General features: G+C 63.5%; 29 protein-coding genes and 2 pseudogenes. 8 read left to right on the forward strand and 23 right to left on the reverse strand.

What is annotated here, in order from left to right; genetic code table 11:
• Positions 1 to 3: 3 nt before the first annotated feature.
• Together ACIQCS_RS18555 and ACIQCS_RS18560 are read right to left on the reverse strand one after the other, a co-directional pair.
• Positions 4 to 2298 (reverse strand): type IV secretion system DNA-binding domain-containing protein, encoded by a 2295-nt coding sequence (locus ACIQCS_RS18555; RefSeq protein ID WP_345846417.1) that lies wholly within the window; start codon positions 2296 to 2298, stop codon positions 4 to 6.
• On the reverse strand, positions 2288 to 2578 hold the full coding sequence (locus ACIQCS_RS18560) for a hypothetical protein (RefSeq protein ID WP_030090597.1): 291 nt from the start codon (positions 2576 to 2578) through the stop codon (positions 2288 to 2290). The genes ACIQCS_RS18555 and ACIQCS_RS18560 overlap by 11 nt, the downstream gene beginning before the upstream one ends.
• Positions 2579 to 3236: 658 nt before the next feature.
• On the opposite strand from ACIQCS_RS18560, the gene ACIQCS_RS18565 reads away from it, so the two are divergent.
• Positions 3237 to 3455: a hypothetical protein gene (locus ACIQCS_RS18565; RefSeq protein ID WP_030090596.1), complete on the forward strand. Its 219-nt coding sequence runs from the start codon at positions 3237 to 3239 to the stop codon at positions 3453 to 3455.
• Between the two features lie 113 nt (positions 3456 to 3568).
• Here the strand turns inward: ACIQCS_RS18565 and ACIQCS_RS18570 are convergent, their stop codons facing one another.
• Entirely contained in the window at positions 3569 to 3796 is a 228-nt protein-coding gene (locus ACIQCS_RS18570) for a hypothetical protein (RefSeq protein WP_062787863.1), read from the reverse strand.
• 731 nt (positions 3797 to 4527) lie between these two features.
• Between ACIQCS_RS18570 and ACIQCS_RS18575 the strand changes: the two genes are divergently transcribed.
• Positions 4528 to 4692 (forward strand): hypothetical protein, encoded by a 165-nt coding sequence (locus tag ACIQCS_RS18575; RefSeq protein ID WP_157077779.1) that lies wholly within the window; start codon positions 4528 to 4530, stop codon positions 4690 to 4692.
• A gap of 72 nt (positions 4693 to 4764) precedes the next feature.
• Here ACIQCS_RS18575 and ACIQCS_RS18580 read toward each other — a convergent pair whose 3' ends face one another.
• Positions 4765 to 5370, reverse strand: coding sequence for a hypothetical protein (locus ACIQCS_RS18580; protein ID WP_349290417.1), 606 nt, complete (start codon positions 5368 to 5370; stop codon positions 4765 to 4767).
• 184 nt (positions 5371 to 5554) lie between these two features.
• Complete coding sequence (locus tag ACIQCS_RS18585; protein ID WP_030090592.1) at positions 5555 to 6529, reverse strand: DUF2493 domain-containing protein; 975 nt, start codon at positions 6527 to 6529, stop codon at positions 5555 to 5557.
• Between the two features lie 512 nt (positions 6530 to 7041).
• On the opposite strand from ACIQCS_RS18585, the gene ACIQCS_RS18590 reads away from it, so the two are divergent.
• Entirely contained in the window at positions 7042 to 7398 is a 357-nt protein-coding gene (locus ACIQCS_RS18590; protein ID WP_066703409.1) for a hypothetical protein, read from the forward strand.
• 32 nt (positions 7399 to 7430) lie between these two features.
• Here the strand turns inward: ACIQCS_RS18590 and ACIQCS_RS18595 are convergent, their stop codons facing one another.
• From ACIQCS_RS18595 to ACIQCS_RS18660, 14 genes and pseudogenes are all read right to left on the reverse strand, one after another.
• A complete protein-coding gene (locus tag ACIQCS_RS18595) occupies positions 7431 to 7751 on the reverse strand; it encodes a single-stranded DNA-binding protein (protein WP_062787869.1) in 321 nt (106 codons plus the stop codon).
• 399 nt (positions 7752 to 8150) lie between these two features.
• Positions 8151 to 8342, reverse strand: coding sequence for a hypothetical protein (locus tag ACIQCS_RS18600; protein WP_062787870.1), 192 nt, complete (start codon positions 8340 to 8342; stop codon positions 8151 to 8153).
• A gap of 65 nt (positions 8343 to 8407) precedes the next feature.
• On the reverse strand, positions 8408 to 8845 hold the full coding sequence (locus ACIQCS_RS18605; RefSeq protein WP_030090590.1) for a hypothetical protein: 438 nt from the start codon (positions 8843 to 8845) through the stop codon (positions 8408 to 8410).
• Positions 8846 to 8848: 3 nt separating this feature from the next.
• Positions 8849 to 9109, reverse strand: a complete 261-nt coding sequence (locus ACIQCS_RS18610; RefSeq protein ID WP_037505398.1) for a type II toxin-antitoxin system Phd/YefM family antitoxin — start codon at positions 9107 to 9109, stop codon at positions 8849 to 8851.
• Between the two features lie 190 nt (positions 9110 to 9299).
• Entirely contained in the window at positions 9300 to 9812 is a 513-nt protein-coding gene (locus ACIQCS_RS18615) for a DUF736 domain-containing protein (protein ID WP_062787872.1), read from the reverse strand.
• A 163-nt stretch (positions 9813 to 9975) separates the two neighbouring features.
• A complete protein-coding gene (locus tag ACIQCS_RS18620; protein WP_030090587.1) occupies positions 9976 to 10296 on the reverse strand; it encodes a hypothetical protein in 321 nt (106 codons plus the stop codon).
• A gap of 73 nt (positions 10297 to 10369) precedes the next feature.
• Positions 10370 to 10699, reverse strand: coding sequence for a hypothetical protein (locus ACIQCS_RS18625; protein WP_062787874.1), 330 nt, complete (start codon positions 10697 to 10699; stop codon positions 10370 to 10372).
• The gene (locus tag ACIQCS_RS18630; protein WP_083216155.1) at positions 10696 to 10890 is read right to left on the reverse strand and encodes a hypothetical protein; all 195 of its coding nucleotides are present in this window, start codon (positions 10888 to 10890) and stop codon (positions 10696 to 10698) included. Before ACIQCS_RS18630 ends, ACIQCS_RS18625 begins: the two co-directional genes overlap by 4 nt.
• A gap of 45 nt (positions 10891 to 10935) precedes the next feature.
• Positions 10936 to 11286, reverse strand: coding sequence for a DUF3768 domain-containing protein (locus ACIQCS_RS18635; RefSeq protein ID WP_030090586.1), 351 nt, complete (start codon positions 11284 to 11286; stop codon positions 10936 to 10938).
• Positions 11283 to 11885 (reverse strand): annotated as a pseudogene (locus ACIQCS_RS18640) (hypothetical protein); the annotation flags it as partial. The pseudogene ACIQCS_RS18640 and the gene ACIQCS_RS18635, both read right to left, overlap by 4 nt.
• A gap of 103 nt (positions 11886 to 11988) precedes the next feature.
• A complete protein-coding gene (locus tag ACIQCS_RS18645; protein ID WP_048939391.1) occupies positions 11989 to 12453 on the reverse strand; it encodes a hypothetical protein in 465 nt (154 codons plus the stop codon).
• A complete protein-coding gene (locus ACIQCS_RS18650) occupies positions 12437 to 14239 on the reverse strand; it encodes an integrase (protein WP_048939390.1) in 1803 nt (600 codons plus the stop codon). The genes ACIQCS_RS18645 and ACIQCS_RS18650 overlap by 17 nt, the downstream gene beginning before the upstream one ends.
• A gap of 4 nt (positions 14240 to 14243) precedes the next feature.
• Positions 14244 to 16061, reverse strand: coding sequence for a site-specific integrase (locus ACIQCS_RS18655; RefSeq protein ID WP_048939389.1), 1818 nt, complete (start codon positions 16059 to 16061; stop codon positions 14244 to 14246).
• Entirely contained in the window at positions 16054 to 17196 is a 1143-nt protein-coding gene (locus tag ACIQCS_RS18660) for a tyrosine-type recombinase/integrase (protein ID WP_048939388.1), read from the reverse strand. Before ACIQCS_RS18660 ends, ACIQCS_RS18655 begins: the two co-directional genes overlap by 8 nt.
• A gap of 203 nt (positions 17197 to 17399) precedes the next feature.
• Here ACIQCS_RS18660 and ACIQCS_RS18665 point away from each other — a divergent pair, with 203 nt between their 5' ends.
• From ACIQCS_RS18665 to ACIQCS_RS18675, 3 genes are read left to right on the forward strand one after another with little or no spacing between them, the layout of a single operon-like run.
• Positions 17400 to 17888 (forward strand): TIR domain-containing protein, encoded by a 489-nt coding sequence (locus ACIQCS_RS18665; protein WP_020819452.1) that lies wholly within the window; start codon positions 17400 to 17402, stop codon positions 17886 to 17888.
• 5 nt (positions 17889 to 17893) lie between these two features.
• On the forward strand, positions 17894 to 19054 hold the full coding sequence (locus ACIQCS_RS18670) for a toll/interleukin-1 receptor domain-containing protein (protein WP_048939387.1): 1161 nt from the start codon (positions 17894 to 17896) through the stop codon (positions 19052 to 19054).
• 2 nt (positions 19055 to 19056) lie between these two features.
• Positions 19057 to 19713 carry a hypothetical protein gene (locus ACIQCS_RS18675; protein WP_048939386.1) on the forward strand — a complete coding sequence of 219 codons (657 nt, stop codon included), beginning with the start codon at positions 19057 to 19059 and terminating at the stop codon, positions 19711 to 19713.
• A 16-nt stretch (positions 19714 to 19729) separates the two neighbouring features.
• On the opposite strand, the gene ACIQCS_RS18680 is transcribed toward ACIQCS_RS18675, so the two are convergent.
• The 4 genes and pseudogenes from ACIQCS_RS18680 to ACIQCS_RS18695 all read right to left on the reverse strand — a co-directional run bounded on the left by ACIQCS_RS18680 (position 19730) and on the right by ACIQCS_RS18695 (position 21937).
• Complete coding sequence (locus ACIQCS_RS18680) at positions 19730 to 20284, reverse strand: toll/interleukin-1 receptor domain-containing protein (RefSeq protein WP_048939385.1); 555 nt, start codon at positions 20282 to 20284, stop codon at positions 19730 to 19732.
• Between the two features lie 49 nt (positions 20285 to 20333).
• Positions 20334 to 20831, reverse strand: coding sequence for a TIR domain-containing protein (locus ACIQCS_RS18685; protein WP_048939410.1), 498 nt, complete (start codon positions 20829 to 20831; stop codon positions 20334 to 20336).
• A 239-nt stretch (positions 20832 to 21070) separates the two neighbouring features.
• A pseudogene (locus tag ACIQCS_RS18690) lies at positions 21071 to 21445 on the reverse strand (hypothetical protein); the annotation flags it as partial.
• A 222-nt stretch (positions 21446 to 21667) separates the two neighbouring features.
• The gene (locus ACIQCS_RS18695; protein WP_070936307.1) at positions 21668 to 21937 is read right to left on the reverse strand and encodes a metal-sensing transcriptional repressor; all 270 of its coding nucleotides are present in this window, start codon (positions 21935 to 21937) and stop codon (positions 21668 to 21670) included.
• A 98-nt stretch (positions 21938 to 22035) separates the two neighbouring features.
• Here ACIQCS_RS18695 and ACIQCS_RS18700 point away from each other — a divergent pair, with 98 nt between their 5' ends.
• Both ACIQCS_RS18700 and ACIQCS_RS18705 read left to right on the forward strand, forming a co-directional pair.
• The gene (locus ACIQCS_RS18700) at positions 22036 to 23373 is read left to right on the forward strand and encodes an MFS transporter (RefSeq protein WP_070936309.1); all 1338 of its coding nucleotides are present in this window, start codon (positions 22036 to 22038) and stop codon (positions 23371 to 23373) included.
• A gap of 110 nt (positions 23374 to 23483) precedes the next feature.
• A complete protein-coding gene (locus tag ACIQCS_RS18705) occupies positions 23484 to 23786 on the forward strand; it encodes a hypothetical protein (RefSeq protein ID WP_137864399.1) in 303 nt (100 codons plus the stop codon).
• The last annotated feature ends 49 nt before the right edge of the window (positions 23787 to 23835 follow it).

Here is a 23835-nt window from a genome sequence, read left to right on the forward strand (position 1 = left end):
GGATCAGATCCCCATGTCGAGATCGTCCTGGTCACGGCCCGCGGCGAAGCCCTGACGCAGTTCGATGAGGGTCTGATCCTCGACTTGCGGCGCCTGCGGTGACGGTCCGCGCCGGTCGTCGGCGGGCCGCTGGCCGGTCTCCTGCTGGGCGTCCCTGCCGCGCGCGCCGTCCTCCTTGCCGCCGCCCGCTCCCTTCGCCTGCGGGGGCACCGGCCGGTCATCGCTACGCGGGGCGGTACGATGGGTTTCGGCGGCCTGGTCCTCGCTCGGCGACTGCAGGATCCGCGCCGCCATTTCCTTCGCAAGATTGGTTGGCTCGACCACCTCATCCACGATCTGGACGGCGCCGTCCCTGCCGCCGGCCTCACCGCCCTCCTCGTCGAAAATCTCCTCCCCGCGCTTGGACCGGACGGGCTGCATCACGGGACGCTTCAGGAAGCCCGGCGCCACGATGGGGTAGTTCTTCCATTCGAGAAGGATGCGCGCGGCCGGGAAACCGTCGGGGAATTTCACGAACCCGTGCATCGAGGGCAGGTTGGTGATGTCGTCGGGGATCACGAGGGGCTCGACCTGCTTGCGCGGAGTCAGGGTCGAGGCGTCGCGATTGTTGTTGTAGCCGTAGCTATAGGCCTCATCCATCTGCCGCACTTCGCGGTTGCCGATGTACTGCGAGCACTCCTCGGCGGTCTTGAACTCGCTGGTCGCGAGGATGAGCTTGGAGCGGGCGAGCGAGGCGAGATTTCGCGCGCCTTCCTCGCCATAGACCTCGACCAGCTTCTGGAAGCTGTGGAGCCCCAGGATCATTGCGCCGCCGAAGTTCCGCGCGGTCTGCAGGCCCTTCTCGATCGCAGGCAGGCGGTGCAGCGCGCCGACCTCATCGAACATGAACCAGGTCCGCAAGCTGCGCGTGCGCGGCAGCGTCATGAGGCTGGTGATGGCGATGTTCATCCAGAGCGTCAGCAGCGGCCGGTTCATCTCCAGATCGTCGTAGTCGGAGGTGACGAACAGGATCGATCCGGGCGCGCGCTCGGTGGTCATCCAGTGCCGGATCGAGAACGGCTCTCCTTCGTCGGGCAGGAAACGCAGGACCTGCGCATTGGTGTTGAAGACGGCGCGGATCGATTCCGCCATGCGGGCCGCTTCCGGGGCGGTCAGCGGGTCGGCGATGGTGTTCGCGAGGAAGCGATGCACCCGCTTCAAATCGGCGGTCATCAGGTTCTCGGCGAGCGCCAGGTTGGTGGTCTGGCCGCGCTCCTGAAGCCGGACGCACATCTCGATGAACAGGGTGCGGGCCGCGAGCGCCCAGAAGGGCTCGGACGAGCCGCCATCGGAGGGAATGAGCGCCGCGGCGGCCGACGTGAAATGGCTGTAGGTCGAGCAGTCGTTGAAGATCGACCAGGCCGGGCAGCGCTGGTCCATCGGGTTCAGGATCGTGTCGCGCATGGGATCGTAGAAGGCTTCGACATAGGCGCCGGTGAGATCGAAGATCACGGCGCTGTCCTGGCGCTGGCGCATCTGGCTGACCAGACTCCTGAGCTCGGTGGTCTTGCCCGCGCCGGTGGTGCCGATCAGCATGGAATGGGACTGCTCGAGGCGGTGCGGATAGGGGATGCCGGCGAGCGTATAGGGATGGTGGATGCCGCCCGCCTTCCGTGTCGCGAACGGCAATTTGAGCACGGCGGCGGACGAGCGGCCGGGGAAGAACTCGCGCGCGTCCTCCGCGAATTTTTCCGCATTGTGCTGCGCGATTTCGGAGACCAGCACGGCGCGATCGACCAGCATGGCGCCGCGCTCATGGCGTTCCTGAAGGATCGAACGCCCACGCCTGCGCGAGATGTCGACGAACCAGATGGTGAGTGGCGCGACCACGAAAACCGAGACGAGGATCGAGCCGATCAGCGCCCGGATGGTGGTCTCCCAGGCCTGCTGCACGGCCGGGATATAGGGCACCACGGGCATGACCGTTTTGTAGATCTCGCCATTGGGCAGGGTGACGTTGACGCGCTTGTTGGGATTGAGGTCGACCCAGTTCCAGAGCGCCGAATAGATCTTCATGCAGACGAGCTGGAATCCGTGCTCGTGGAGGCGGATCGAGAGGATGACGAACCAGGCCGCGAGGAAGGCGAAGAACCAGACCATGATGGGCAGCCGCGCGCCCGAAAACCACATCAGCATCTCGTGGGTGAGAAGCTGTGAGCCGCGGGTGAAATTGCCCGAGTTTCGCTGCACGCGGCCGCGCGCAGAGTGGTGGGTCAGCGGGATGTTTTTCCCGTTCGAGCGGATGTCCTCACGCGCCATGATATTGCACCAGGCGCTTGTCGGTTTCGGCAACGAGGCGGTCGCGAAGCTCAGGATATTGCTCGCGCAGAATGACGTCGAGCACGAGCTGCTGGAACTCGCTGATCCGGGCCAGGCGGCGCTGGCTCGCGGTCAGCACGTCGGAGGATGAAAGGAAGACATTGAGGGCCGACCGGATGACGTCGGCGACGCTCAATTTCTGTTCGGCGGCGATCACGCTGAGGCGGTCCCATTGGGCGCGCTCCAGGCGGACGTTGTAATGCCGGTAACTGGTAGCCAAGACCAACCTCCTAGCAGGGAGGCTGGTGGGGACTGAAGAATGGCTCTATTTATAGCCGAGCGGCCCGGTTCCGGCAAGTTGATCGTCATGGACCAGCAGGCCGTAGTCTCACAGACCACGCGCGAATGGCTGATTTCCGCCGTTTTTGCCCGCCCACCAGCTCGTACTACAACGTAGTCTCCTTTCCTTCCGCGCTAACCCGTTGTGAAACAACGGAACTCATGCACCTTCAGGTGCGTAGGGTGTGCTAATCCCAAGAGCCCGATCCCCTGTCCCTGGGCCTGTTACGATGTCGTCGGAGAGGAGCCGGTTGCCGGGACCGGCGAGGTACGCGCCGCCGTGAGGCGGAACGCGCGAGGCCGGTGTCACCGATCCGATCAGGGCGCGAAAAGCCCCGATGCGCAGCATCAACGTCGGCCAAAGGGCCGCGTTGGAAAGGCGAGGATCGTGACCCGAAGGGCGGAGACAAGGCGCATGCCTTGGCTCCGTGAGGTTGGGCTCTCGTTGCCTGAAGGGCATCGGGAGCCCTAGCGAATAGAGCCGTCGTCGGGCGCAGGCCCGATGCGCCCAGCCCCATGAATCTTCTTCTTCCTGCCCTCACCAACCAGCGCTATGTTCAGCCAGTTCATAGCCCGATTAGCCTTCACAAGAGGCACCTATGGCAAAGACACTGGAACAGGAGAGACAGGCTCTCGAAGAGGATCAGCGCCGGCTGGAAGAGCGGCGCAGGAAGCTCGAAGAGAAAGAGCGCGAGCAGGCGATCGCGACGATCGAGAAATCCGGACTGCTGAAGCTTGAACCTAAGCGGCTCGCCGATCTGACGGCCCGCATCAAGACACTGGGTTTCGAGGAAGTCGAAAAGCGGCTCAAGGCCTGAATCATCCCCCGCCGCGGCAACGCCGCGGCACGGTCATGGGGGGCTCGATGCCCCCCGTGACCGTTCCTCTCCCAGCAAAAAAAGGGGAGAGGCCGCAGCCCCTCCCCTATCGTTCAGAATTCGTCGATGATGCCGCCCGGCGCGGTGTAGACGATCCGGTCGATCATCGCCTGTCCGAGCGCGCCGTAGTCGCCCTCGTCAATGGCGAGGAACCCCAGCTCATCGTCCTCGACCACATGCTGGTCGAAGTAGCTGTGCATCGCGCGGCGCTCGGCATTGGCGACGGCGGCGAAGTAGGCGGCGTGCTGATCGGCGGCGGCGATGTTCGTGATCGTCTGCATGTTCGTCTCCTGTCGTCTTGAATGACAGGGGAATGGCGTCGGGCGGGCGGGACCGTGTCAGGCCTCGCCGGCTTGCCGGCGACCGCAAAGCGGCGGTGGGGGTCACGATTTTCTTCGGCGGCCACCGTCGTTCGAGATTGATGCGCAGCGCCCGATCCGCCGAAGAAAATGGTGGGGCCCCGCCGGGCTTGAGACGGTCTCGTCCGCCCGACAGAATGGGAAGACTGTGAGAGATTTTTCCTCTCGGGGAAGCGCCTCCGGCAAGGCGTAGCGGCGCGCGGACCGACGGGTCCGTGCGGCACGCGAGCGAGCCGGTGTCGTCACGATGAAACGCCGCCCCATCATGGCTTTTGCGAATTATGAGAACGGCGTGCACGGACCCTTCACCGATCTCGGCCAGCGGGCGGAGCGGATGGACAATCCACTGATCCGGGAGGGTGCTGGACAGGGCCGAAACGACTTCGCCTTGGTGTCACAGGAGGTCTGTGTTAGGCGCCGGATTGCGCTGCGAAGGCTGCGGCGCCGGGACTGGTAATCCCGTCGAGAAAGGCAGCTCGGTGTGATCTCACGCCGGGGTGCCTGCGCACATGTCCAGGTGCCTTGGCACTAAAAGCGTAGGCGCATGTCTCGACGTGTTACCAGCCCCGGCTCCCGCGCACGGCGCGGGAGCTCTCCGGGGAGGAGCGACGGCCCGGAAGCTCGCGAGGATGGACCGCGCTCGAGGTAGCGATATGGACCTCTCGGAGACGGACCCGACGGTGACACGGGCGCTTGCGCTGGCATTGATGCGGCAGGCCAAAGAGTATCTGGCGGCGACAAACGATGTCGATGCCGCCGACCAATTGCAGCGCGCGATCGATACCCTGCTGACACCGCGAACGCCGGTCGCGGCATAGGCTCGCAGCGGCATTGCGGGGCGCGCCGCGCGCGGCGACGCGCCCCTTCGCGACGTCTGGTCCGGGCGGAGGCTATGCCCATTCCAGACGGGAACTGTCGTCAAGATCTCCGGTCGCGATCAGGCGGTCGAGCCGGGACAGGTATGGGGCTGCACCCTGCGCTTCGACGCTGCGCCGGATCGCGGGATCAGCGAGGCGGGCACGGACATTGTCGACCGGGATTTCGCCGACGCTCTCCGGTCGCAGTCCAAGCCCTTCGAGCAGCGCGAACGCATTCTGATAGGCCAGATCGAGTTCGAGGCCGAGATCGGAGGTCAGCCCGACCGACAGGGTGATCGGGCCAGTGTCGCCCTCGCGATAGACGCTGACCCGGCGGCCGCGAAACTGGGCCTCATCCAGCACCGTGATGACATCGGTCTGATAGTCGAAGATGCGTGCGATGCTGGCGAGCGCCAGCGGGCAGACACGCGCCTCGAACCGATAGGAGAGATAGTCGTCCTCCGCGAAATCCGGATCCAGCAGGGTCATGTCGAGACGCTCGCCTTGGCCGCGCAGAAATTCCCGGAAGGCGGCGAGCTGGCGGGCGTTGATGACGGCGGTCTGGCGTTCCTGATGGTCGGCCGATGTGGTGATGCGAAACACAATGGACATCTCGTCCTCCCTTGCTGAACGCAGCACCCGTCCCTTCTCCCCTCTGGCCGCCTGGCGGGGCGAAGTCGGTGCGAATGGTGGCCATTGCGCGAGCGCGCCAGCGCTCAGTCCCCCGCGGCGCGAAGGGGCTCGATGCCCCTGAGCGCCGCATGTCCACGCAGAAAAAGATGGAGAGGCCCCGGCCGAAGCCGGAGCCCCTCCAAGCGAGCACTCACGCGCTGCGCTGGGTGCGCTGGTGCGCGAGGCGGACGATGTGCAGCGGCACCCCCGCCTGCCGCAGCTTCTGGGCGAGGTTCTGCTGGATGCCCGAGCCTTCGCAGATGACGGCTTCCACCGGCTTGAGACCGAGAATGCGGTCATTGCGGACGAAGGCGGCGCGGTTGCCCTGACTGCGATCGAGGCGGAACTGGATGACCTTGACGCCGCGCGATGCCGCCCATGCGTGCGCCACGGCATCGCAGCCCTTCGCTTGCGCGGTGGTCGCGAGGATCATCTCCGGGATGCGTGCCTTGATGCTGTCGAGACCGTTCCAGAGCAGGTCCACGTCCTCCCACACCTGACCACCGGAGAACGCCACGACCGGGCCTTCGGGGGCGAACTGCTCGCGGCGCTCCCGGGCTTTCGAGGCAAGATAGTCGCGGGCCTCGATCATCGATGCGGTAAGCGCGCTGGAAACCCGGCTTCCCCGCACCGGCGAGAAGGGCTTGCCGGTTTCGACCCGATAGACCTCGGCGGCATGGTCGCGCATGCATTCCATCGCCTCGCGGCAACCCTGGAGGGTCTGGCAGAGGAGCTGGGTGTCTTCGAGTTCGGTCGCGTAGATCTCGGACGGATCATAGCTGCGTGCGAGATCGCCGAGCTTCTTGGCGGCGTCATCCTCGCGGCCCTCGATACGCTTCGCCACGACATGGAAGCTGTTGGCGAAACCCCACGCCAGATCGGCCGCAAACGGCTCCATGCGGGTGTCGCGCAGCACGTCGAACATGGTCTGCATCATCATCTCGGTGGCGGCCCGCACCTGCTCGGGATCGGGCATGTCAAGTGCTTCGGGCGCTTCGACGATGCTGAGCTTGGCCATCTCGCTATGTTCGATGAACGCGCCCTCGTAGGTCTGGGTCAGTCCGTCATTTTCACGCGACGCGGCGACGAAGCTGGCAAGGTCGGCGAAATTGTTGAAAGAAGTCATAAAAGCCTCCGAACAAGTCGATCTCTCATCCGGGATTGGATGAAAGATGAAATCTCATCGGATGGGCCGACGGGGCTTTGTCAGGGACGCGGGGACAAGTCCCCGCGCCGCCTCGGCGGGGCGTGGGGGAACCGATTTTCTTGGGGCCAGAGCGCAGCGACGGTCCCGGGAAAATTGGGGGGACCGCGCATCCTTGAGAAAGCCCCCCAAGGCACATCACACTACGGCGATGAAGCTTGTCTGATACCGAGATGTTAGAGAGAGAATTGGATTTGCCCCGGCCGCGCGGCGGCCGGGTTAACAGCAAATCGCTCCATACTGTCCCAGGAGAAACCCCCTCCCCATCACCCCCGCAAGGTGATCGTAACCCGGCAGGGCGGAGACGCGGCAAGGCCGTGGCTCCGGGAGCCGCAGGCGAGTAGAGCGCCGGTCCCGGCCTGAGCCTGTCGAAGGGCCGGGATGCGCCAAATGATCGAGCACCGACGCCGCAGGCAATGTTGAAGGAATGAAGAGTGAAGGCCCAGATTCAGGCGAACTATGAGGAGCGTCTATCGCGATATGCTGCACTGTTGCATGGCAATGAGCCACCGGGGCTGGTGGCGAAACTCGCCGTCTATCAGCAGCTCCTGCGGCAACGTGATATTCATGGCGACCGCCTGTGGCAGATCGAGCCGATCCTCTATCCGCTGGCGGAGCAGGACGTGATCGCGCTGGTGAACAGCGTGATCAAGGTCGTCACCGATCAGGAGTGGAAGCTCCGGGATGGGGCGAGCTTCCATGTCGGCGAGTTCTACGCGATCGGCGTCGAGAACATGGTCCACAACCTCGAGACGGGGCGACGCGCGAACTTCCCGGGCCAGTTGAGCTGAAGGGCGGCGCCCGCAGGCGCCGCTCTACCGGGTCAGAAGAAGTCGATCTTGTCGGCGATGATCTCGCAGCCGTACCGGGTGACTCCGTCGCGATCCTCCCAACTCGAATAGTGCAGCCGGCCGGTGATGGCGACGACATCGCCCTTCTTGCGCGAGGCGCCGGCCTTGCCGAGGCCGTTGAAGCAGGTGACCTTGTGGAACTCTGTCTCTTTGGCGGTGTAGCCGGTGGCGTCGTCGACATAGGTCTTGCCGTCCCTGAGCTTCACGCGATCGGTCGCGACAATGAGGGTGGTGACGGCGCCGCGGGTCTCGGGGTCCTTGGCGACGCGGCCGGCGAGATTGACGTTGTTCATGGTAGTGCTCCTCGTTGGGTCCAGCGGCCTTCCCGCCGGTGACACCGAAGAGCGGCGTGCGGAGAGGGTCCGCACCGTAGCGTCAGCGGAGGGGAACCCCTGGAGGGAGTTGGCGCGGGCAGCCGCGAAGCGGCAACACGGGCGACCGGATGGGGTTGCGGGACGTCTTCGTCTCGCCGCAGGTGTCAGGAACAGGCGAAAGAAGGCTGCTGGCCGCGGCGGGGCTCTACCCGATGGACGATCGCGCGGCGCGCTGCTCTTGACCCCGGCGCCGGCGGCGGAGCGCCCTCAGGAGTTCGTGCTCAGCAATCGGTCACGGGCAAGCCCGTTCGGCGAGGCCCGCTAGACGCAGCGATCGGGATTGAGGGCAGAGCCTCGTATTGCTCGGCCTCGGCGGCCTCAGGCGCGAAATGGCAGACGGAGTTTCGCGCGGCGGGACCTTTCGCGCGCGGTATCATGCTCATCAGCCCATCGGTCGGCGGCGATCTCTTCGTCCGTAGGTCGCGCGCCCGCGAGATCGGCCCGCTGCTTGTCGCTCAAGGTCTCGGCCGTGCTCACCGCCCGATTGCCGTGCCGCTGGTTCGTTCCCATGTGTTCTCACTCCGAAGTCGCGATGATCCGCGCCGCGTGGCAAATGCGGGCGCGGCCGATACTGGTCAGGAGGTACGCTTGACCTGCGTGACCTTGCCGGCGTCGTAGGCGGCGAGCCAGCGGGTGCGGATGGTTTCGTAGAAGGCGGTTGGAAGCTGACCGTATGCAACCTCGCCCAATGGATCGCCGGGCACCGTCCGAAGATCGGGCCCGGGCCATTGAAAATAGTTGAGCTCCGTGAGGACGACCCACGAGCGATCATCATCGAGCCCGAGACGAACCTTCGTCGCGTGCGGAATTTCAACGGCAAGGCTCGTGTCGGACGGCGGCGTATGGGTCACTGGCAGGATGGTGACCATCTTGGCGCCTGCCTTATTTGTCGTCGCGAGCAGCACGGCGCAGGGACGGTCTTTGCTGCCTTCTTCGTGACCTGCCTTTGCTTCATGGCTCCAGAGATACGAGTAGCGAATTACGAGGCCGGGAACTGGATCGGGAATTTGCACTCGTCAGGACTCGACCTCGTGATCGAAGGCAGCGGCTTCTGCCGGCGCTCGCGCCGCTCGAACCCCCTCCACGATTTCCTCCGGCACGTCAGTCAACGTGAAGACCTCGCGATCGCGCCGCTTGAGCCGCTGATATTCGGCGGCCGACATCAACACGAGGCTATCGTGGCCATGATGCGTGATGGTAAGGGGCGCAACCAGCGCCTGGCGGCTGATGCGGCCGAAGGCCTTTGACGCCTCAACGGAACTGACAGTCTGGGGCATGGTGATTCTCCTGTCCGGAAAGTACGGAGTTTCCGGATAAATTTCAAGTCCTCTCTGTCGCGCGCGCGAGGACGATAGCTGAGGACACGGTCACAGGGAAACGAAGGCAGGGCCCGCTTGCCGTGAGGCAAACGAGCCCTGCGGGGTTGCCGCGCGCCGGAGGGACGCGCGCGGCAGGGAGAGAGGATCGTCAGTCGGCCATCTCGGGCGTGCGGCGACGGCGGCCATTGCCCTGCGCGGGCTCGCCGCCGAACGCGCCCTCGGCCGAGGATTCACCCAGGCCATCCGTACCGGCGAGGCCGTTCGGCTTGGCCGGCTCGTCCGCACCGGGCAGCGGCGGCAGGCTGTCGTCGGCCGGGGCGGTGTCGGTCGGCGCATCGCGGCGGCGGTTGGGACGCGACCAGACGATGTTGTACGAGCCGTCGTCCTGACGGAACGCCGAGATGTAGAGCGGCTTGTCGAGGCTGGGATCCTCGATCTTGCCGTTGAGGAACATTTCGCCGGTCGCATTGGACGCCAGCTCGAACAGTGAGCCGACCTGGACCCACTGGCGTGCCGCCGAGAGCGCGAGGATCTCGAACTTGGGCGCACGCGGATTGGCGGAATGGACGGTGCGAAGGGCGATGACGATCGCGACCGTGAGCGTCGAGATTTTGCCGGTGTAGGTGCCGCTGGCGTTCTGGGTGATGGTGCCGATGTTCATGGGAAGTCTCCTGAGAAAGTGCGCTCGAACCCCTTGTCCGAACACCTTCTCTCACCCGCTCCTCTCCTCGGCCGTTCGGCCGAGTAAGGCGCGCCAGCGCCGCTCCGACGCGCCACTTCGGCGCCGTCGGGTACTTCAGGGCCTCGCAATCACGCGATGCGTGTCAAGTCTGGGGAGCGCTTGCCGATGGCCGCCACAGGGCAATGACATCCTGCATCTCTTCGGCGAAACCGAGACCGTCGATATAGACGGCGCCGCGGTCGTTCTGGCCGAGAAAGCCGATCACGCTCGTGATGTCGTTTGCCACGTCGATGTCGAGGCCGAACATGTCGGCGATCTCGAAATGACCAAGCTCCGGGCCATTCCACCAGGCCATCAGAAAGTTCGCGACGCGGCGCGCCTGCCCGGTGTCGCCCATGGCGAGCGGGATAAGCCGTGTCAGCGCCGCACGGGCGGAATCATAATCTGTCGGTACGGACGTCATCGGTTTTCTCCGCGCGCAGAGGGTATCGAGGCGACACCCGGGCGCAAGCGTTTCTGCCTCGAACGGCCCGATCCTAATGAATCGAGCCGAACAGCCGCCGCTTGACCTCGGCCTGGTGCCGGCCATCCTTCTCGCCGATCGTCGCGGTCATGTCGGCGAGGAGCTGTTCGGCAAGCCTCGGCGGGATTTCCGCATAGGGCGTGATAACGGCGATCGCGGCCTCGGGCGTGGGAAGCTCGCCCGGTTCCGTGCCCCGCCAGATCAGCGCTTCCCCTTCATCGGGCTCATCATCGGTGCGAAAGCACACCTGAGCATAATAGGTCTGGAGCGGTCGGTCCCAGCCTACCGCCGCGCAGATGACGTCGGGATGGCCGGCCTTGGGCGGGAGAATGTGCCTGCTCATGCGTGTGTCCTCCGCATTCTGTGCGCGACGTGCCGCGCGGCGCCTTCGGCGCTGTTGATGGCCTGACCTGCTGCCGATGCCGCGCGGCGCGCGCCCGCCCTGCGCAGCAGGTTACGGGCTTCGCGCAGGCGTTCAACGGCAATCGCAATGGCTTGTCCGTCCTCGGACGTCGCGGGTGTGATGCGGCGCAAGATTACCTCCATTTTGGTTGGAAATTGGCGAGGCGACTGATCGGCTCAATCGTCGCAGGGGAGCATGATCGTCAGGACACGGACGGTCACCGCGGCGTCGGCAGGATCTTCCGAGCCCCATTCGAGCGAGGGATCGTAATAATCGATGCGAAAGCAGACGATGTGACCCTCGAGCTCGAACTGCCCGTAGTTGCGTTCCGGGCCGTCATCAGGCTTGAATTCGTAGCGCCGGACGGCCGCGAGTACCGCGGCCTGGGCGACGGCTTCGCTGACGATGCGGTCGCCGCCTGCCAATGTGGCGAGACAGGTCGCCGTCATCACGATCCGCGCGTTTCGATCGAGGCCGAGCCGCACGCGGTCATTGAGCTCGGCGATCCGGGATATGGTGCTGGTCATGCTGCCTCCATCAAGCCGGCGTTGAAACTCGCGATCCATTCTTCCATCGTCGGCCGCTCGGCGATCGGCACGATGCTGGCGGCGTCCTGGAAACGGATGAGATCGGTCGGCGCATCGCGACGGATCGCGTCGATCTCGGCCTCGGGGAGCAGCCGCTCGGCGCGGATGAAATCGGTGATCCTGCCGGGCCGGGTCCTGGTCGATCGGCGCCACAATCCCTCGACGGTGCGCAGGCGCGGTTCGGCGCGGGCCTCAATCAGGACAATCAAGCGAAGGCACCACGCCGGCAGGGCGCGTACTTCATCGGGCCGGATGGCGCCGCAGAAGAAGCAGCTCGACTTGGGCGGCACCGGGAGACCGGCGGCCTCGATCCGGGCGATGCAGCGATCGCGCGTCCAGTTCCATTCGCGCAGCGGATAGCGGCACTGGAACAGCGGATCGTCCAGCCCGGCAGCATGGGCATGACGCCGGGAATCGGAGGGCGACGTGTCGTAGCCGATCAGCCGCTCGACCTTCTGCCCATTCGCCCATGCGGCGCGAGCCGGTGCCCATTGCTTCAGGAAAGCGTCTTGCGGCGCCACCTTCCATTTGAGGCTGCATTAGGTCTGCATCGACCTGTCGTATTGGCTGCGCAAAGCCCGCATTTCCGACATCCCCAGTCCTCCTCCCCTTCCAAGACGCCCGATTAGGGCGTGACCGCCTTCAGGCAGTGGAGGGATCGGGCGCTTCGGCGTTGATGCGGATAGGGACGGGCAGGCGTATCCGATCGAGTTCCTGCACGAGTTGCGCGTTGCGGCGTTCAAGGCGCTCCGCGCGCTGTTCGGCCTCGAGGGCGCGCTTCAGCAGGCTGGCATTATGTGTTGCGAGGGCGATGTTCTTGGCTTCCACGTGCCGAAGAGCAGAGCGTGTGCGATCGGCATCGCCGGCGGCCATTTCAGTGGCGCCCTCACGTTGCGATTGAAGCTCGCGCAGGGCGTCAAGAACGTCGGCATGGTGCGTATAGATGATGTTGCGGCCGACCCCGGCTGCTCGTGCAAGAGCGGCGACCGTTGGCGCGGCGGACGGGTCTTTGGCAAGGACGCCAAGGGCTTCGCGCAGACGTGCATTGGTGTTCGCCCGGCGACGGGCCTGCGGGGTGGATAGGTCAGATTCAGACGTCACCGGCATTTCCTTCGTCGAGCTGGTCGAGGATACGGCGAGATTCCTGGATGCGGGCTTCGGCAAGTGCTCGGCTCTCGCGATCGAGGTCATCGCGCTGGATCAATGCGGTGTTTCGTTCAAGCCGCGCTTCCCAGACCGGCCTATGCCGGTCGGTCACGGCGAAGTTGGCGCAAGTCGAGCAGGTGCTTTGTGTGCGAAGCACCGGGTTCGGCTCGCGCTCGCCGCCGAGGCAAGCGGAGGTCTCCCGGCGGTAGAGGCAGTAGCCCCAGTCGCATACGCCGAGGCGCATATCCGTGCCGGCGAGGATCTCGGTGATATATCCATCGACGTCGCTCGATAGCGTGCGCCCGCGGAACGGCGATCGCTCGGAGAGCATGACGCCCGCCTTCCCGGCGACGTTCGGCGCCAGGAGCAGGTCTTCCAGCGCCTTGCGGGTTTCTTCGGCGGCTTGGTCGTCGATCAGCTGGGCAAGCTCGAAGTCGGTGCCCACATAGGCCCGGTCGGTCATCGCGCGGTGGACATGGCCGAGATGGCGTTGCAGCGCCGTCAGGCCGGTGCGGTCGCGCCGCCCGATGAACCGTGAGAACGTCTTGCGACCCTGATAGGTGGTCAGGTGCCAGGTTCCGCCTTGGTGTTCCGGCAAGGCAAGGAACGGCGCAAGTCGTTCGTTCAAGCGGATATTGACCATGGGTGATCGCAGTCGAGCGACGGGCATCATCGTCGGAAGCGGCGAGCGTCCCCGGCCGAGCTGGTGGAGCCAGAGGTTCCTCTTCCCGCTAAGTTCGCGAAGCGGAGCGGAGAGACGTTCGAGGATGTGGATCGCCCGCTGGACCGGCTCGGGCGCGAGCCAGCGATGGACGTCCCCATGTTCCGTCAGCGACGTCTTCGTGATCGTGCCGACCAGATAGACGTGTTCCTCGCCGTCTCCGTCGGCCGCGCGCCGTTCGAGGCAACCCTCCTCAAGCCTGAGTATTTCGGAGGCTCTCGCGCCAACGAGATAGGCGATGACGACGAAGCAGGCGTCGCCAAGGCGATCGAGCATGAACGTCAGGCGGCGCAGCGGCCATTCCGGATTCGGATACAGATCCGCGTGGGGGCATGGCTCAGCCAACATGGCGCGTCTGATATGCCAGTGGAGCCTTCGCCCCTGATGCTGTTGTCGAAACTTCTCATACAGATCTTCGAGGCGATCGCGCAGCGCGAGTATCTGGTCCGCTGGGTCACCGAGCAGTTCCATAGCGCCGCTGATGAGAGGCACGGCGATCTCGTCGGGCGTATAGGGATGGCCGCCATAAGGTTTCCAGTGCCGCTTCCCAACCGAACCGGCGCGAGGCGGCGCCATCAGCGGCGCGTCGTCCAGCTTGTCGCGCTGCATGTGGAACGTGCGGATCGTGCCGAGATAGCCTTCGGCGGTGCTGAGGGAGAGCCGTGAAGCGTTCCTGCCGGGACGGGCGCGCAACATGGCCACGAACCGGTCGACGGCGTCTTGATCGAGATCCTTGAAGCATCGGACGTTCTCGGCTGCCATCCATCGAACGAGGAAGCGGATGTGGCTGAAGTGACCATCGACCGTTTCCTTGCGAAGTGGCATCCGCCCTTCGGGCGGATCGGCCCGCAGCGAGAACAGGAACAGTTCGGCGGCGTGCCGGAGCGGCGTCCACTGATCGTCCGTGAACCGGCTCCCGTCCGGCATTTCGAAGCCCCAGTTGAACGTCGTGGCGGCGGGGACGCCTTCGTTTCCGAGCAATGGCGCCGGAAGTTGGGTAGGCGTGGATGTCGGGACGGAGGCCATGAGGCTATTCCAGGTCCGGCAGCGGCGGCAAGGCGGGTATGTGCCGTTCCGCGTCCGGCATCATTTCGGGCGGGAACGCCGGCAGCAGGTCTTGTGTCAGCGCCCGAAGGCTGGGGGCATAGAAGAGGCTGAACCGGATCGGGTCGATGCGTTCCCGCGCCGCTTCAAGATGCATGGTGGCCTGGACAATGCGCGCCAGATGACCCGGGTCGATCGGGACGATTAGGCCTGGACAGGCAAGGCAGCCTCCCAGTTTCGGGCACACGCGGCCAGGCTGTGCCTGCCCGCCGTCGACCGGTCGAAGGCAGTCGTGGCCGAACAGCGCCGTCACCCGCGCGCTGGTATCCGGCCCTTGATGTTGCGAGTCATGGGCGGGCGTCTCGCCGGTGACCCATGTGATCATCAGCGACTGGAGCCGAGCGATCGTATCGCGTTCGAGGCGGCGGACGGCCTCGCCATCGACATAGATGTCGGTGGTGGCGACATTCGCATGATTGAGGACCGCCTTGGCCGCCATGATATCGCCCTGCGACGCTGTGTAGTGGGCGCTTGCCATGCTGCTGCGGAACAGCTTGGGCGAGAAGTCGGGAAGCAAGGAACGGGACTTGCCCGGATGCGCATCGTTCCAGGAGGCGATCGCGCCATTATGCCGTTCGTAGAAGCGCAACATTGCCGATCGCAACGTGGCCTGCACGATATGACCGGCGTGATGCTCGCGCTCGAGGCGTCCTGTCGTCATGAGGAAGCGGTGGAGGAACAGCCGGTCGCGTTTGGACGGCTCCACATGCGGTAATAGGGGCGCCGTCATCGCAAGGAGCTTTTCGATCAGGCGCGGCGCCGCATAGGGTCGGCGATTGTCGAACGAGCGCCGTTGCATGCGCTTCACCTTGCCGCCGGCACGAGGTTTCACCCACTCGACCATGACGCGATGCCGCTCGAGCGGATGCGGCACGAGGCAGTCCCGCTTGATCTGGCGCAGCGGACCGGCGTTGGCCGCCGTCTGGATCAGCAGCACGATATAGAACGCAACCAGCGTGTCGGTCGTGAGGTGGAGATAACCCTCGAGCTCGCGGAACCCGCCTACCTCGGCGATCCTCTGCCGATCGGGCTTGTTAAGGTCCAAGCCTCGGTCGATCGGCATGATGCCGTGGCCGCGGCGATGGAGCTTCCAGATCCAGCGATCCCGTTCGGCGGTCCGCCCACTATGGAGCGGCACGTTCGGAAGATTGACGATGGTTTGCCCGTGCTGGAACTTGGCCCATGCCGTGTCGATCTCGGCATAGCAGACTGCCAGCAGGGCGCGCATTGCGGCTGGTGTCAGCCGGTCTTGCGGTAACCGCTGGACGCCGGCGAGCGGGATCGGATTGTTGGGAACGGCGAAGCCCGGTGCGAACAAGCCTGGATTGTCCGCGATCGCGCGCTTGAGGACGGGCCGGATCATACCGAACTGACCGGATTGTGAGCGGACGCCACGCCTGCGCCCGTCAGTGGGCATCGCCAGCCAGGTGATGAACCGGCGGATCGTTGCCGTGTCGAGGTCTGCCGCGCGCCTGACACGCGCGTCTTCGCGCAGGAACCTACCGAACACGCGCATCGCGAACCAGCGCGCGGTGCGGGTCGCGACGCTGGATGCCATATCATGATCGCGGAAAGCCCGGGCGATGGCGGCGCTGATATCGTCCGGCAACCCGAACAGCGCCGGGTCGAAGCGTTGGACGATCTTGCCCCATTCGTCGCGGAACTGGATCTCGACGACCTCCGCCGGATGGTTCGCCGGTGCCGGATCGAGTCTCAGCGTGCGATCGAGGCGGCCCCTAGCCATCGGCGGGGATCAGCTCGCCATAAAGATAGGCGAGGCTTTCGCTCAGGTCGCGCTCGTGCAGCTCGACGCAGCGCAGATAAATCGCGGTGGTTGTGATCGAAGCATGGCCGAGCAGCACCTGCACGACCTTGAGCGGGTTGAGATCGGGATTGGTGCGGGCCTGGATCTGAAGGCGGGCCAGCATCGCCATCGCGAAGGTGTGCCGCAGCCAGTGCAGCGTGCCCTGAAGTCCCGCGGCCGCGAACGCTTCCGCGAGCTGCGCCGTCAGGAGTTTTCGCGTCATGGCGCGGCCATGCTCGTTCAGCAGGAGATTAGGCGGCGCGCGATAGCCCCGGTCGGAACGGCGGATACCGCGGACGATCCGGGCGCGATCCTCGCCCGCATACCAGTGTGTATGATCAAGCAGCCGAAGCGGCGGATAGACCGTCCTTGGCCGGTCGCCCTTGGTGATATGGAGCGGCACGCCGACAAGTGGATCGCTGTCGAGGTAGAGTGGCCAGCTATCCGGGATCTGGTCGAGGGCGAGCGCGCAAAGCTCCTTGCGACGCAGACCCGCCCCAAGCGCCCATTGCGCGGCAAGTCGGGCGGTAGGCCTCAGATGCGCGAACAGCCGTGCCAGTTCGTCGGCACGCAGCGGTCGCGGCAGTTTTTCCGGGCGTGAGACGATCAGCTCATTGACCTGGCGCCGCTGCAAGCCTGGGCGATAGGCGCCGTCGAGCATCAGCGTCATCTTCTCGGTCAACCGGAACGGGCAGTGGTCGATCAGCCCCTTATCGAGCGCCCAGCCATAGAAGCGGCAGACGGTCGAGACACGCGCATTGATCGTGGTCCGGGCATAGGGCCGCCCGGTATGCGTGCTGGGATTCTCCAGCATCCGGTTGCGATAGGCGGCGATGACGCGTTCGTCGGCTTCGCGCCATTCGATCCCCGATTGTTCGAGCGAGTCGAACCAGTCGTGGAGATGCTCGCCGTAGGTCCGCACGGTTTCGGAGGCGTGGGCACGGCCGCTTAGCTCTGCATGCTCCATGAGCCAGACGAAGGCCGGCTCGATGATCGCCATGTCGGCGTCGAACAGAATCGGGAAGCCAGCGGGGACATTGGGCACGCCAGAGGCAGCCCGAATCACTGATACCACGGGCCATCTCCCTCGCCCGCACAGGTGCGATTTCGAAAGTAGCGCAACATGCTCGATTTGGCCGACGCATTTCGATGGAATGGGCGCTTTCCTCGCCATGCCGAAGGGTGTCGCTTCGACCAGCCTACCCCAAGCACTCACCGCGCCTGCTGACACCTGGCGTCCGCCTTGATATGAGTGGACGATGATCGAGGGGGGAAGCGGTGGCGCGTCGGGTATTCTTTAGCTTTCACTATGACCGTGACGTTCGACGGGTCGTGCAAGTCCGCAATTCCTGGGTGGTTCGTCCAGGTGGCGAAGCGCAGCCTTTCTATGACAAGGCAGAGTTCGAAGAGGCAAAAAGACGCGCGGGCGGCATAGAAAAATGGATCGAAGAGCAGCTCAAAGGCACGTCCGTGACTGTGGTGCTGTTCGGCGCAGAGACGTATGATCGCGAATGGGTCCGGCACGAGATCAAGAGAAGTTACGAGCTTGGGAAAGGCCTATTGGCCATCGACATCCATAGCGTAAAAGATCCGCAACTTGGAACTGATCGACAGGGGACCAACCCTCTCAGTTATTTTACAATAAAGCAGAATGGCCGAGATATTCCGCTGTCGAACCTATACGGGACATATGATTGGGTCCGGGATAACGGCTATGCCAACATGCCGGCTTGGATCGAAACTGCGGCAAAAGCGGCCGGTCGCTGACACCAATGAGTATCTATGAACTGGCCATACTTGGTGCGGCAACGCCAGAGGAGCGTGCAACACTGACAGCGACGCTCACGGATATCGTTTCCGACTTCGGATTGACGTTGGGGGACGATGTAGTTGTGCATAATGCGGCAACGCTGGGTGAGCGGCACAAGCCAGCAGCATTCGCGTGTGCGTATTTTGGAGGAAATGCCCAGCAAGATCTCGAAGCGGCCCAAGACCTGATCCGGGCCAGTGCGCCCATCATTCCAACGATTGCCGCTGGCGCAGACTTCAATGCTCACATCCCCCCGCTTCTCCAGCCCATCAATGGGCTAACGCGGCGCGCTGACGATCCAAATATGACTGAACTCGCGTCAGCAATGCTGGAATGCGTGGGCTTACTTCGTCGACAGCGACGGGTTTTTGTGAGCTATCGGCGCGTGGAATCCCGAGCAGCAGCGTTGCAACTTCACGATCTCCTTGCGTCCCGCGGATTCGACGTATTCTTGGACACGCACGACATTAGGCCCGGCGATCCGTTCCAAGATGTGCTTTGGCATAGGCTCGTCGATTCTGATGTTATGGTTATGCTCGACACGCCTACCTATTTCGATAGCCGCTGGACTCGACAGGAAATAGGAAGGGCGCGCGCGAAAGAGATCCAGGTCCTTCGTGTAATTTGGCCTGAGCATACGCCAAACAAGCTGACCGATCTTGCAGAGACTATATATCTTGATCCAGAGGAACTCGAGGGGCCAGATGGCCCAATAGTAGCCAAAACGGCGGATACAATCGTCCTGGAGGTCGAGCGGCTACGAAGCCGGAGCATCGCATCTCGATATATGTCGATTACCGGCAAACTCCGCGCTGACGTCGAGAAAATTGGTGCGTCAGTGGAAGGCGTCGGCGCACATCGGGCCGTCGCCGTGCGGTTGCTGGACGGCGAAAAGATCTGGGCATATCCGATCGTCGGAATCCCCACGGCTGAAATTTTGAACGATGTGGCCGATAAGGCGCGACGAGCGGAACAGCAGGAGATACCGGTACTGGTCTACGATCATATCGGCATCCGTGATGCATGGAATGCTCATCTCCGATGGCTTGGGGAGCATATTCGCGCGGTCCGCACGATTAAAGTTTCCGAAGCCGGATGGGCTCTTGCGGCATGGGAGAACTGACCATGACTGAGGCCATTTTTCTTTCGGCAGGCGTGCCGGATCCGAAGCGAGGCCCACAATATGCGGCGACCGCTGACAGTGTCGCGATTACAGCCGCAGTCTCCGCTTTGGTGCACGTCACGCTAGGACGCAGGCTGCTTGTTTGGGGTGGTCAACCCGCAATAACACCAATGATCTGGGTGGTCTCGCAAGACATAGGAATAAATTACGGACACTGGGTCCGGCTCTACCAGTCTCGCCATTTCAAGGACGAGTATCCCGAGGATAATGAGCGGTTCAACAACGTGGTTTATACGGACGAGATTGAGAAGGATCGGGAGAAGAGCTTGCTGGCCATGCGCGAGCGTATGTTTTCCGAACACAAGTTCAAAGCGGCAGTTTTCATTGGGGGTATGGGCGGGATTGTACAGGAATATGAAATGTTTCGACGCCTGCAACCGGACGCTGCAGTGATTCCAGTAGTCTCCACGGGCGGCGCGACGCTTGAAGTTGGGGCGCAGGTTGAATCTCTATCGCCCGACCTAGCGGAAGACCGGGACTATGTTGCGTTATTTCACCGCCACCTTGACGTTTCCGTCCGAGAGGAGCGCTTCGAAAGTCCAACTCTCCAACCGGATGTCGTTGAGAAGCGATTTTGGCAACCCCCTGCCACTGCTTAAACGGGACGGGAACTCGTTATTCACCAGCCAGCCACTCGCTAAGCTCGGTAGCTGTGTTCCTTTTCTCGTCGAGGACCATCCAGACGCGCTTTTGATGACCCTGTAGATCCCCCCAGACGATGCGGCGGTATAATCCCAGATACTCCCACGACGCCCATGCCTGCTCATGCGCGCTGTCGGATGCCGGGAACAGCGCGATCTTCGTCAACCCTTTATACCCATCCGCGACGCCCAACTCCCAGGGCACCCAACGACTGTCCTTGCTGTTCTTGCTTGCAAGAAGGACAAAGCGCTTGGTCTGACGAATACGGCTCTTTAACAGCCCTGCCGTTTCCTCCGTCGTGTATGGGGGCATTTCCGGGTCGATTTCATCGACATAAACCTTGGCGCCGTGCCCTTCTAATACACGAATGGCGCCAACGACGAGATCATCGTCCTTGCTTGAGTGCGAAAGAAATGTAGCACCCGACAGCGCCCGAGAAGAAGCAGATTTCCTGAGGTTTACCTGCTCGTTGATGTTCAATTTGCCAGCGAAATTACGAAGCTCGGATTTGGTAATATATTCTATCATTCTTGCCGCCCGCTCTTAATTCCGCGCAAAATCTCCGATTCTCTGCACTTCAGTTATTTGCTCGGATCGCAATGGCCTCTTCAATCCAAGTCTCGATCCCATTCTTAATCGAGTCATAGGCGGCTTTGCTATCTGCTCCGGAAGGAGAGACGAGCTTCACTATGGACGAAAGCTTCTTCCCTGTATTGGCGTAGCCTATTTCATCAAATGGATTGCTGCCTGCCACGCACGAGTTCCCATCGTGACCAAGAAGTTTGTTTATCCGGATACCCACCACGCCTTTGCCTGCGTCCCAACCTTTGACGATCTCGCGGATCACCCATGGCCGGTTCGCTGTTTCCGAACCGACGAGCACCACCACGCAACTCTTGCCGTACATGTTGTCATCGATCCATTTTTCGATGGAGGCTTTGCCCTTCCGCTTGACCTCCTCCCAAGCATTCGCAGTGCAAAGAGTCTGCCCTTCGAGGGCTCCGATGTTACGCACCTGCTGAGTACGCCAAAAATCGTTCGCGAAGTGAAAACTGAAGAAAACGCGCCGCGCCATAAGGCCCCCTTTTGTTCTCCGACCTTCTACAGAGGCGGCCATCGTTCCGCTAGAGAAATCGATTCGGAAACGAATGGCTTGAATAACAAGCGCGGCATTTTTGTGCGGCGCCTCATGCGACGCTTAAGCGTCGCTGCGCGACGCGAGGGACGGGCCGACCACCGCCAGCTCTTTGGGTTAGCGCGGCAGTCGGCCCGTCCCTCATCGCGCGCAAAGGAGACAGTTTCAATGGGTAGACCTAAGCTGCAGCTGTGCCGTCCAAGGCTGATGCTCGGCAGTGTCGCGTTCGTGAGGACATTGGCGAGGATCGAATAGTAAGGCGGCCAATGCTTGAAACGCGTGGGCACATAGCGGACCACCTCGTAGGGAATGCCGCGCGCCGCCATCCAGAGCGAGATCACTCTCTGATACTCGTAGGTTTCCGGCTTTTCGGCACCGGGATCGGCCGTCAGGACCAGGTCGGGCGGCTCGCCGCGCGATTCGAGTTCGACGAGGAGAGCGGTTGAATCGACGCCGATCCCATAAGCAAGAACGACCGGCGGGGGCGCGGCAACAAGGATGTAGTCGACCGGCGCGCGAGCCCCAGCGGACTCGACAGTTGGATGTGGAAGCATGGGGCTTCGAGTCCTTGAGGGCGGCAAAATTGCCGCCCCGCCCGGCCCCCCTCCCCTCTCTGCTGGAATCGGAGCAGGCATCGTCCGATCCGCAATCGGACGGAAGCACGATGGTCATTACGCGGATGATCCGCTCATGCGGCCTGGGCGGCGGCGCCTATTGCTTGGAGAGGGCCTCCTGCAGCGCGGCCTTCACCTTTGAGCCAGTACCGAGACAGAGAGTTACAGGTAGCGCGAGATCGCCTTGAAATCCTCAATCGCCCTGGCCGCGCCGCCTTCGTCCGCGGCATGGCTTAGGCAATGGTCGATATGATCGTTGATGAGGGCGCGCTTCGCGCTCGCCACGGCCTTCTCGACCGCATCGAGCTGCTGCGCGACGTCGACGCAGGTCCGCCCCTCCTCGATCATGGTGACGATGCTGCGGAGATGCCCCGTGGCGCGATTGAGCCGCTTGATGATCGCCGGGTGGCTGGCGTGCTTGTGGTTGCTCATCGGTCTATCTTTCACCACCCAAAACGCTTGTCGAGGAATTCATACATCCCCCCCAAGGGGATGTTGCACACATCCCCCCAGGGGGATAGGGAGAGACCATGCTTCATGTGCTCGCCAACCGCACCTATCGCCACCTGTTTCTGGCGCAGATGATCGCGCTCGTCGGGACGGGCCTGGCGACGGTCGCGCTTGGACTGCTCGCCTATGACATTGCCGGCGGCGATGCGGGCGCGGTGCTGGGAACGGCGCTGGCGATCAAGATGATCGCTTATATCGGCGTTGCGCCGATGGCGGGCGCCTTCGCCGACCGGGTGCCGCGCAAGGCGCTGCTCGTCTCGCTCGACCTGGTCCGCGCCGCCGTCGCCATCTGCTTGCCGTTCGTCACCGAGGTCTGGCAGGTCTATATGCTGATCTTCGTGCTGCAATCGGCCTCGGCGGGGTTTACCCCGACCTTTCAGGCGACCATTCCCGACGTTCTGCCGGAGGAAGCCGATTATACCCGCGCGCTGTCGCTGTCCCGGCTCGCCTATGACATGGAGAGTCTGACCAGCCCGATGCTCGCGGCCGCACTGCTGACGGTCATCAACTTCCACTGGCTGTTCTCGGGCACCGCGATCGGCTTTGTCGCTTCGGCCGCGCTGGTCGTGACCTCGGGCCTGGCTAAAACGGTGGCCGCAGCGACCCGCAGGATGGGCATCTACGACAAGACGACGCGCGGCATTCGCATCTACCTCAAGACGCCGCGGATGCGCGGCCTGCTCGCCGTGACGCTGGCCGCGGCGGCGGCGAGCGCGATGGTGATCGTCAATACCGTCGTGATCGTGCGCGGGCTCGGGCTCGGCCAGCGGGACGTGGCGCTGACCCTGGCCGCCTTTGGCGGCGGCTCGATGTGCGCCGCTTTCGCGCTGCCCCGCATCCTCGATCGCGTCGCCGACCGCGCGATCATGATCGGCGCCTCGTTCTTGCTGGTCCTCGGCTTGGCCGCGTTGACTGCGATCAGCGCCATGATTCCGCCGGGGCAGGCTTATTGGCACATTCTGCTCGGTGGCTGGCTACTACTCGGCGTCGCTTATTCGATGAGCGTCACGCCGGGCGGCCGGCTGCTGCGGCGTTCAGCCAGTTCGGAAGACCGGCCTGCATTGTTCGCGGCGCAGTTCGCACTCAGCCATGTCTGCTGGCTGATCGCCTATCCGCTGGTCGGCCAGCTTGGCGCGCGGGTGAGCATGACCGCCGCATTCGGCGGTATGGCCGCGCTGGCGGCGGTTGGTGCGGTCGCGGCGCTGCTGCTGTGGCCGGCGAACGACCCGGACTCGGTGTCGCACCGTCACGATGATCTTCCGGCCGATCATCCCCATCAGCGTGACGCTCACGCCGACGGCGATGCCAAGCACGCCTTCGTGATCGATGACCTCCACCCGCGTTGGCCGACGACATGAGCAACACTCGCGCATTGCCAGGGCGATTACTCTCGCGTTACCAAAGAGCGGTGATCGCGACACCTTTCCGCACCAAGCTTGTTCGGGGCCGCCCTTTGGCGTTGCTCCTGATGCTGCTCGCCCTGGTGGGGATGGTCGGCATTGCGAGCTGGCACGATTCGAAACCCCACGTTCATGACATCGCGAGTGCCGAGCATGTGATCGAGCTTAGCGATCATCATCCCGGCGACCTGCCGCAGCCAAGCGATCCGCTGCACCTCGCAGCGCATGTCGTCCTGCAAGGGCTCGCCATTCCGGCCGAGCCGGCAGTCATCGCAACCGCGCCCGCTCTCGCGGTCGTGTGGACGATGGCGGGGCCAGCCGCGGTCGATTCTCTCCCGCCGATATCGATCCTGCGCCCCCCACGGGACTGACGGTCCGACGCGGCATCGTCGCAGCGGGAACCAGTCAGCTCGAAGGGAA

It is taken from the genome of Sphingomonas sp. NPDC092440 (assembly GCF_044754985.1).
Lineage (GTDB): Bacteria > Pseudomonadota > Alphaproteobacteria > Sphingomonadales > Sphingomonadaceae > Sphingomonas.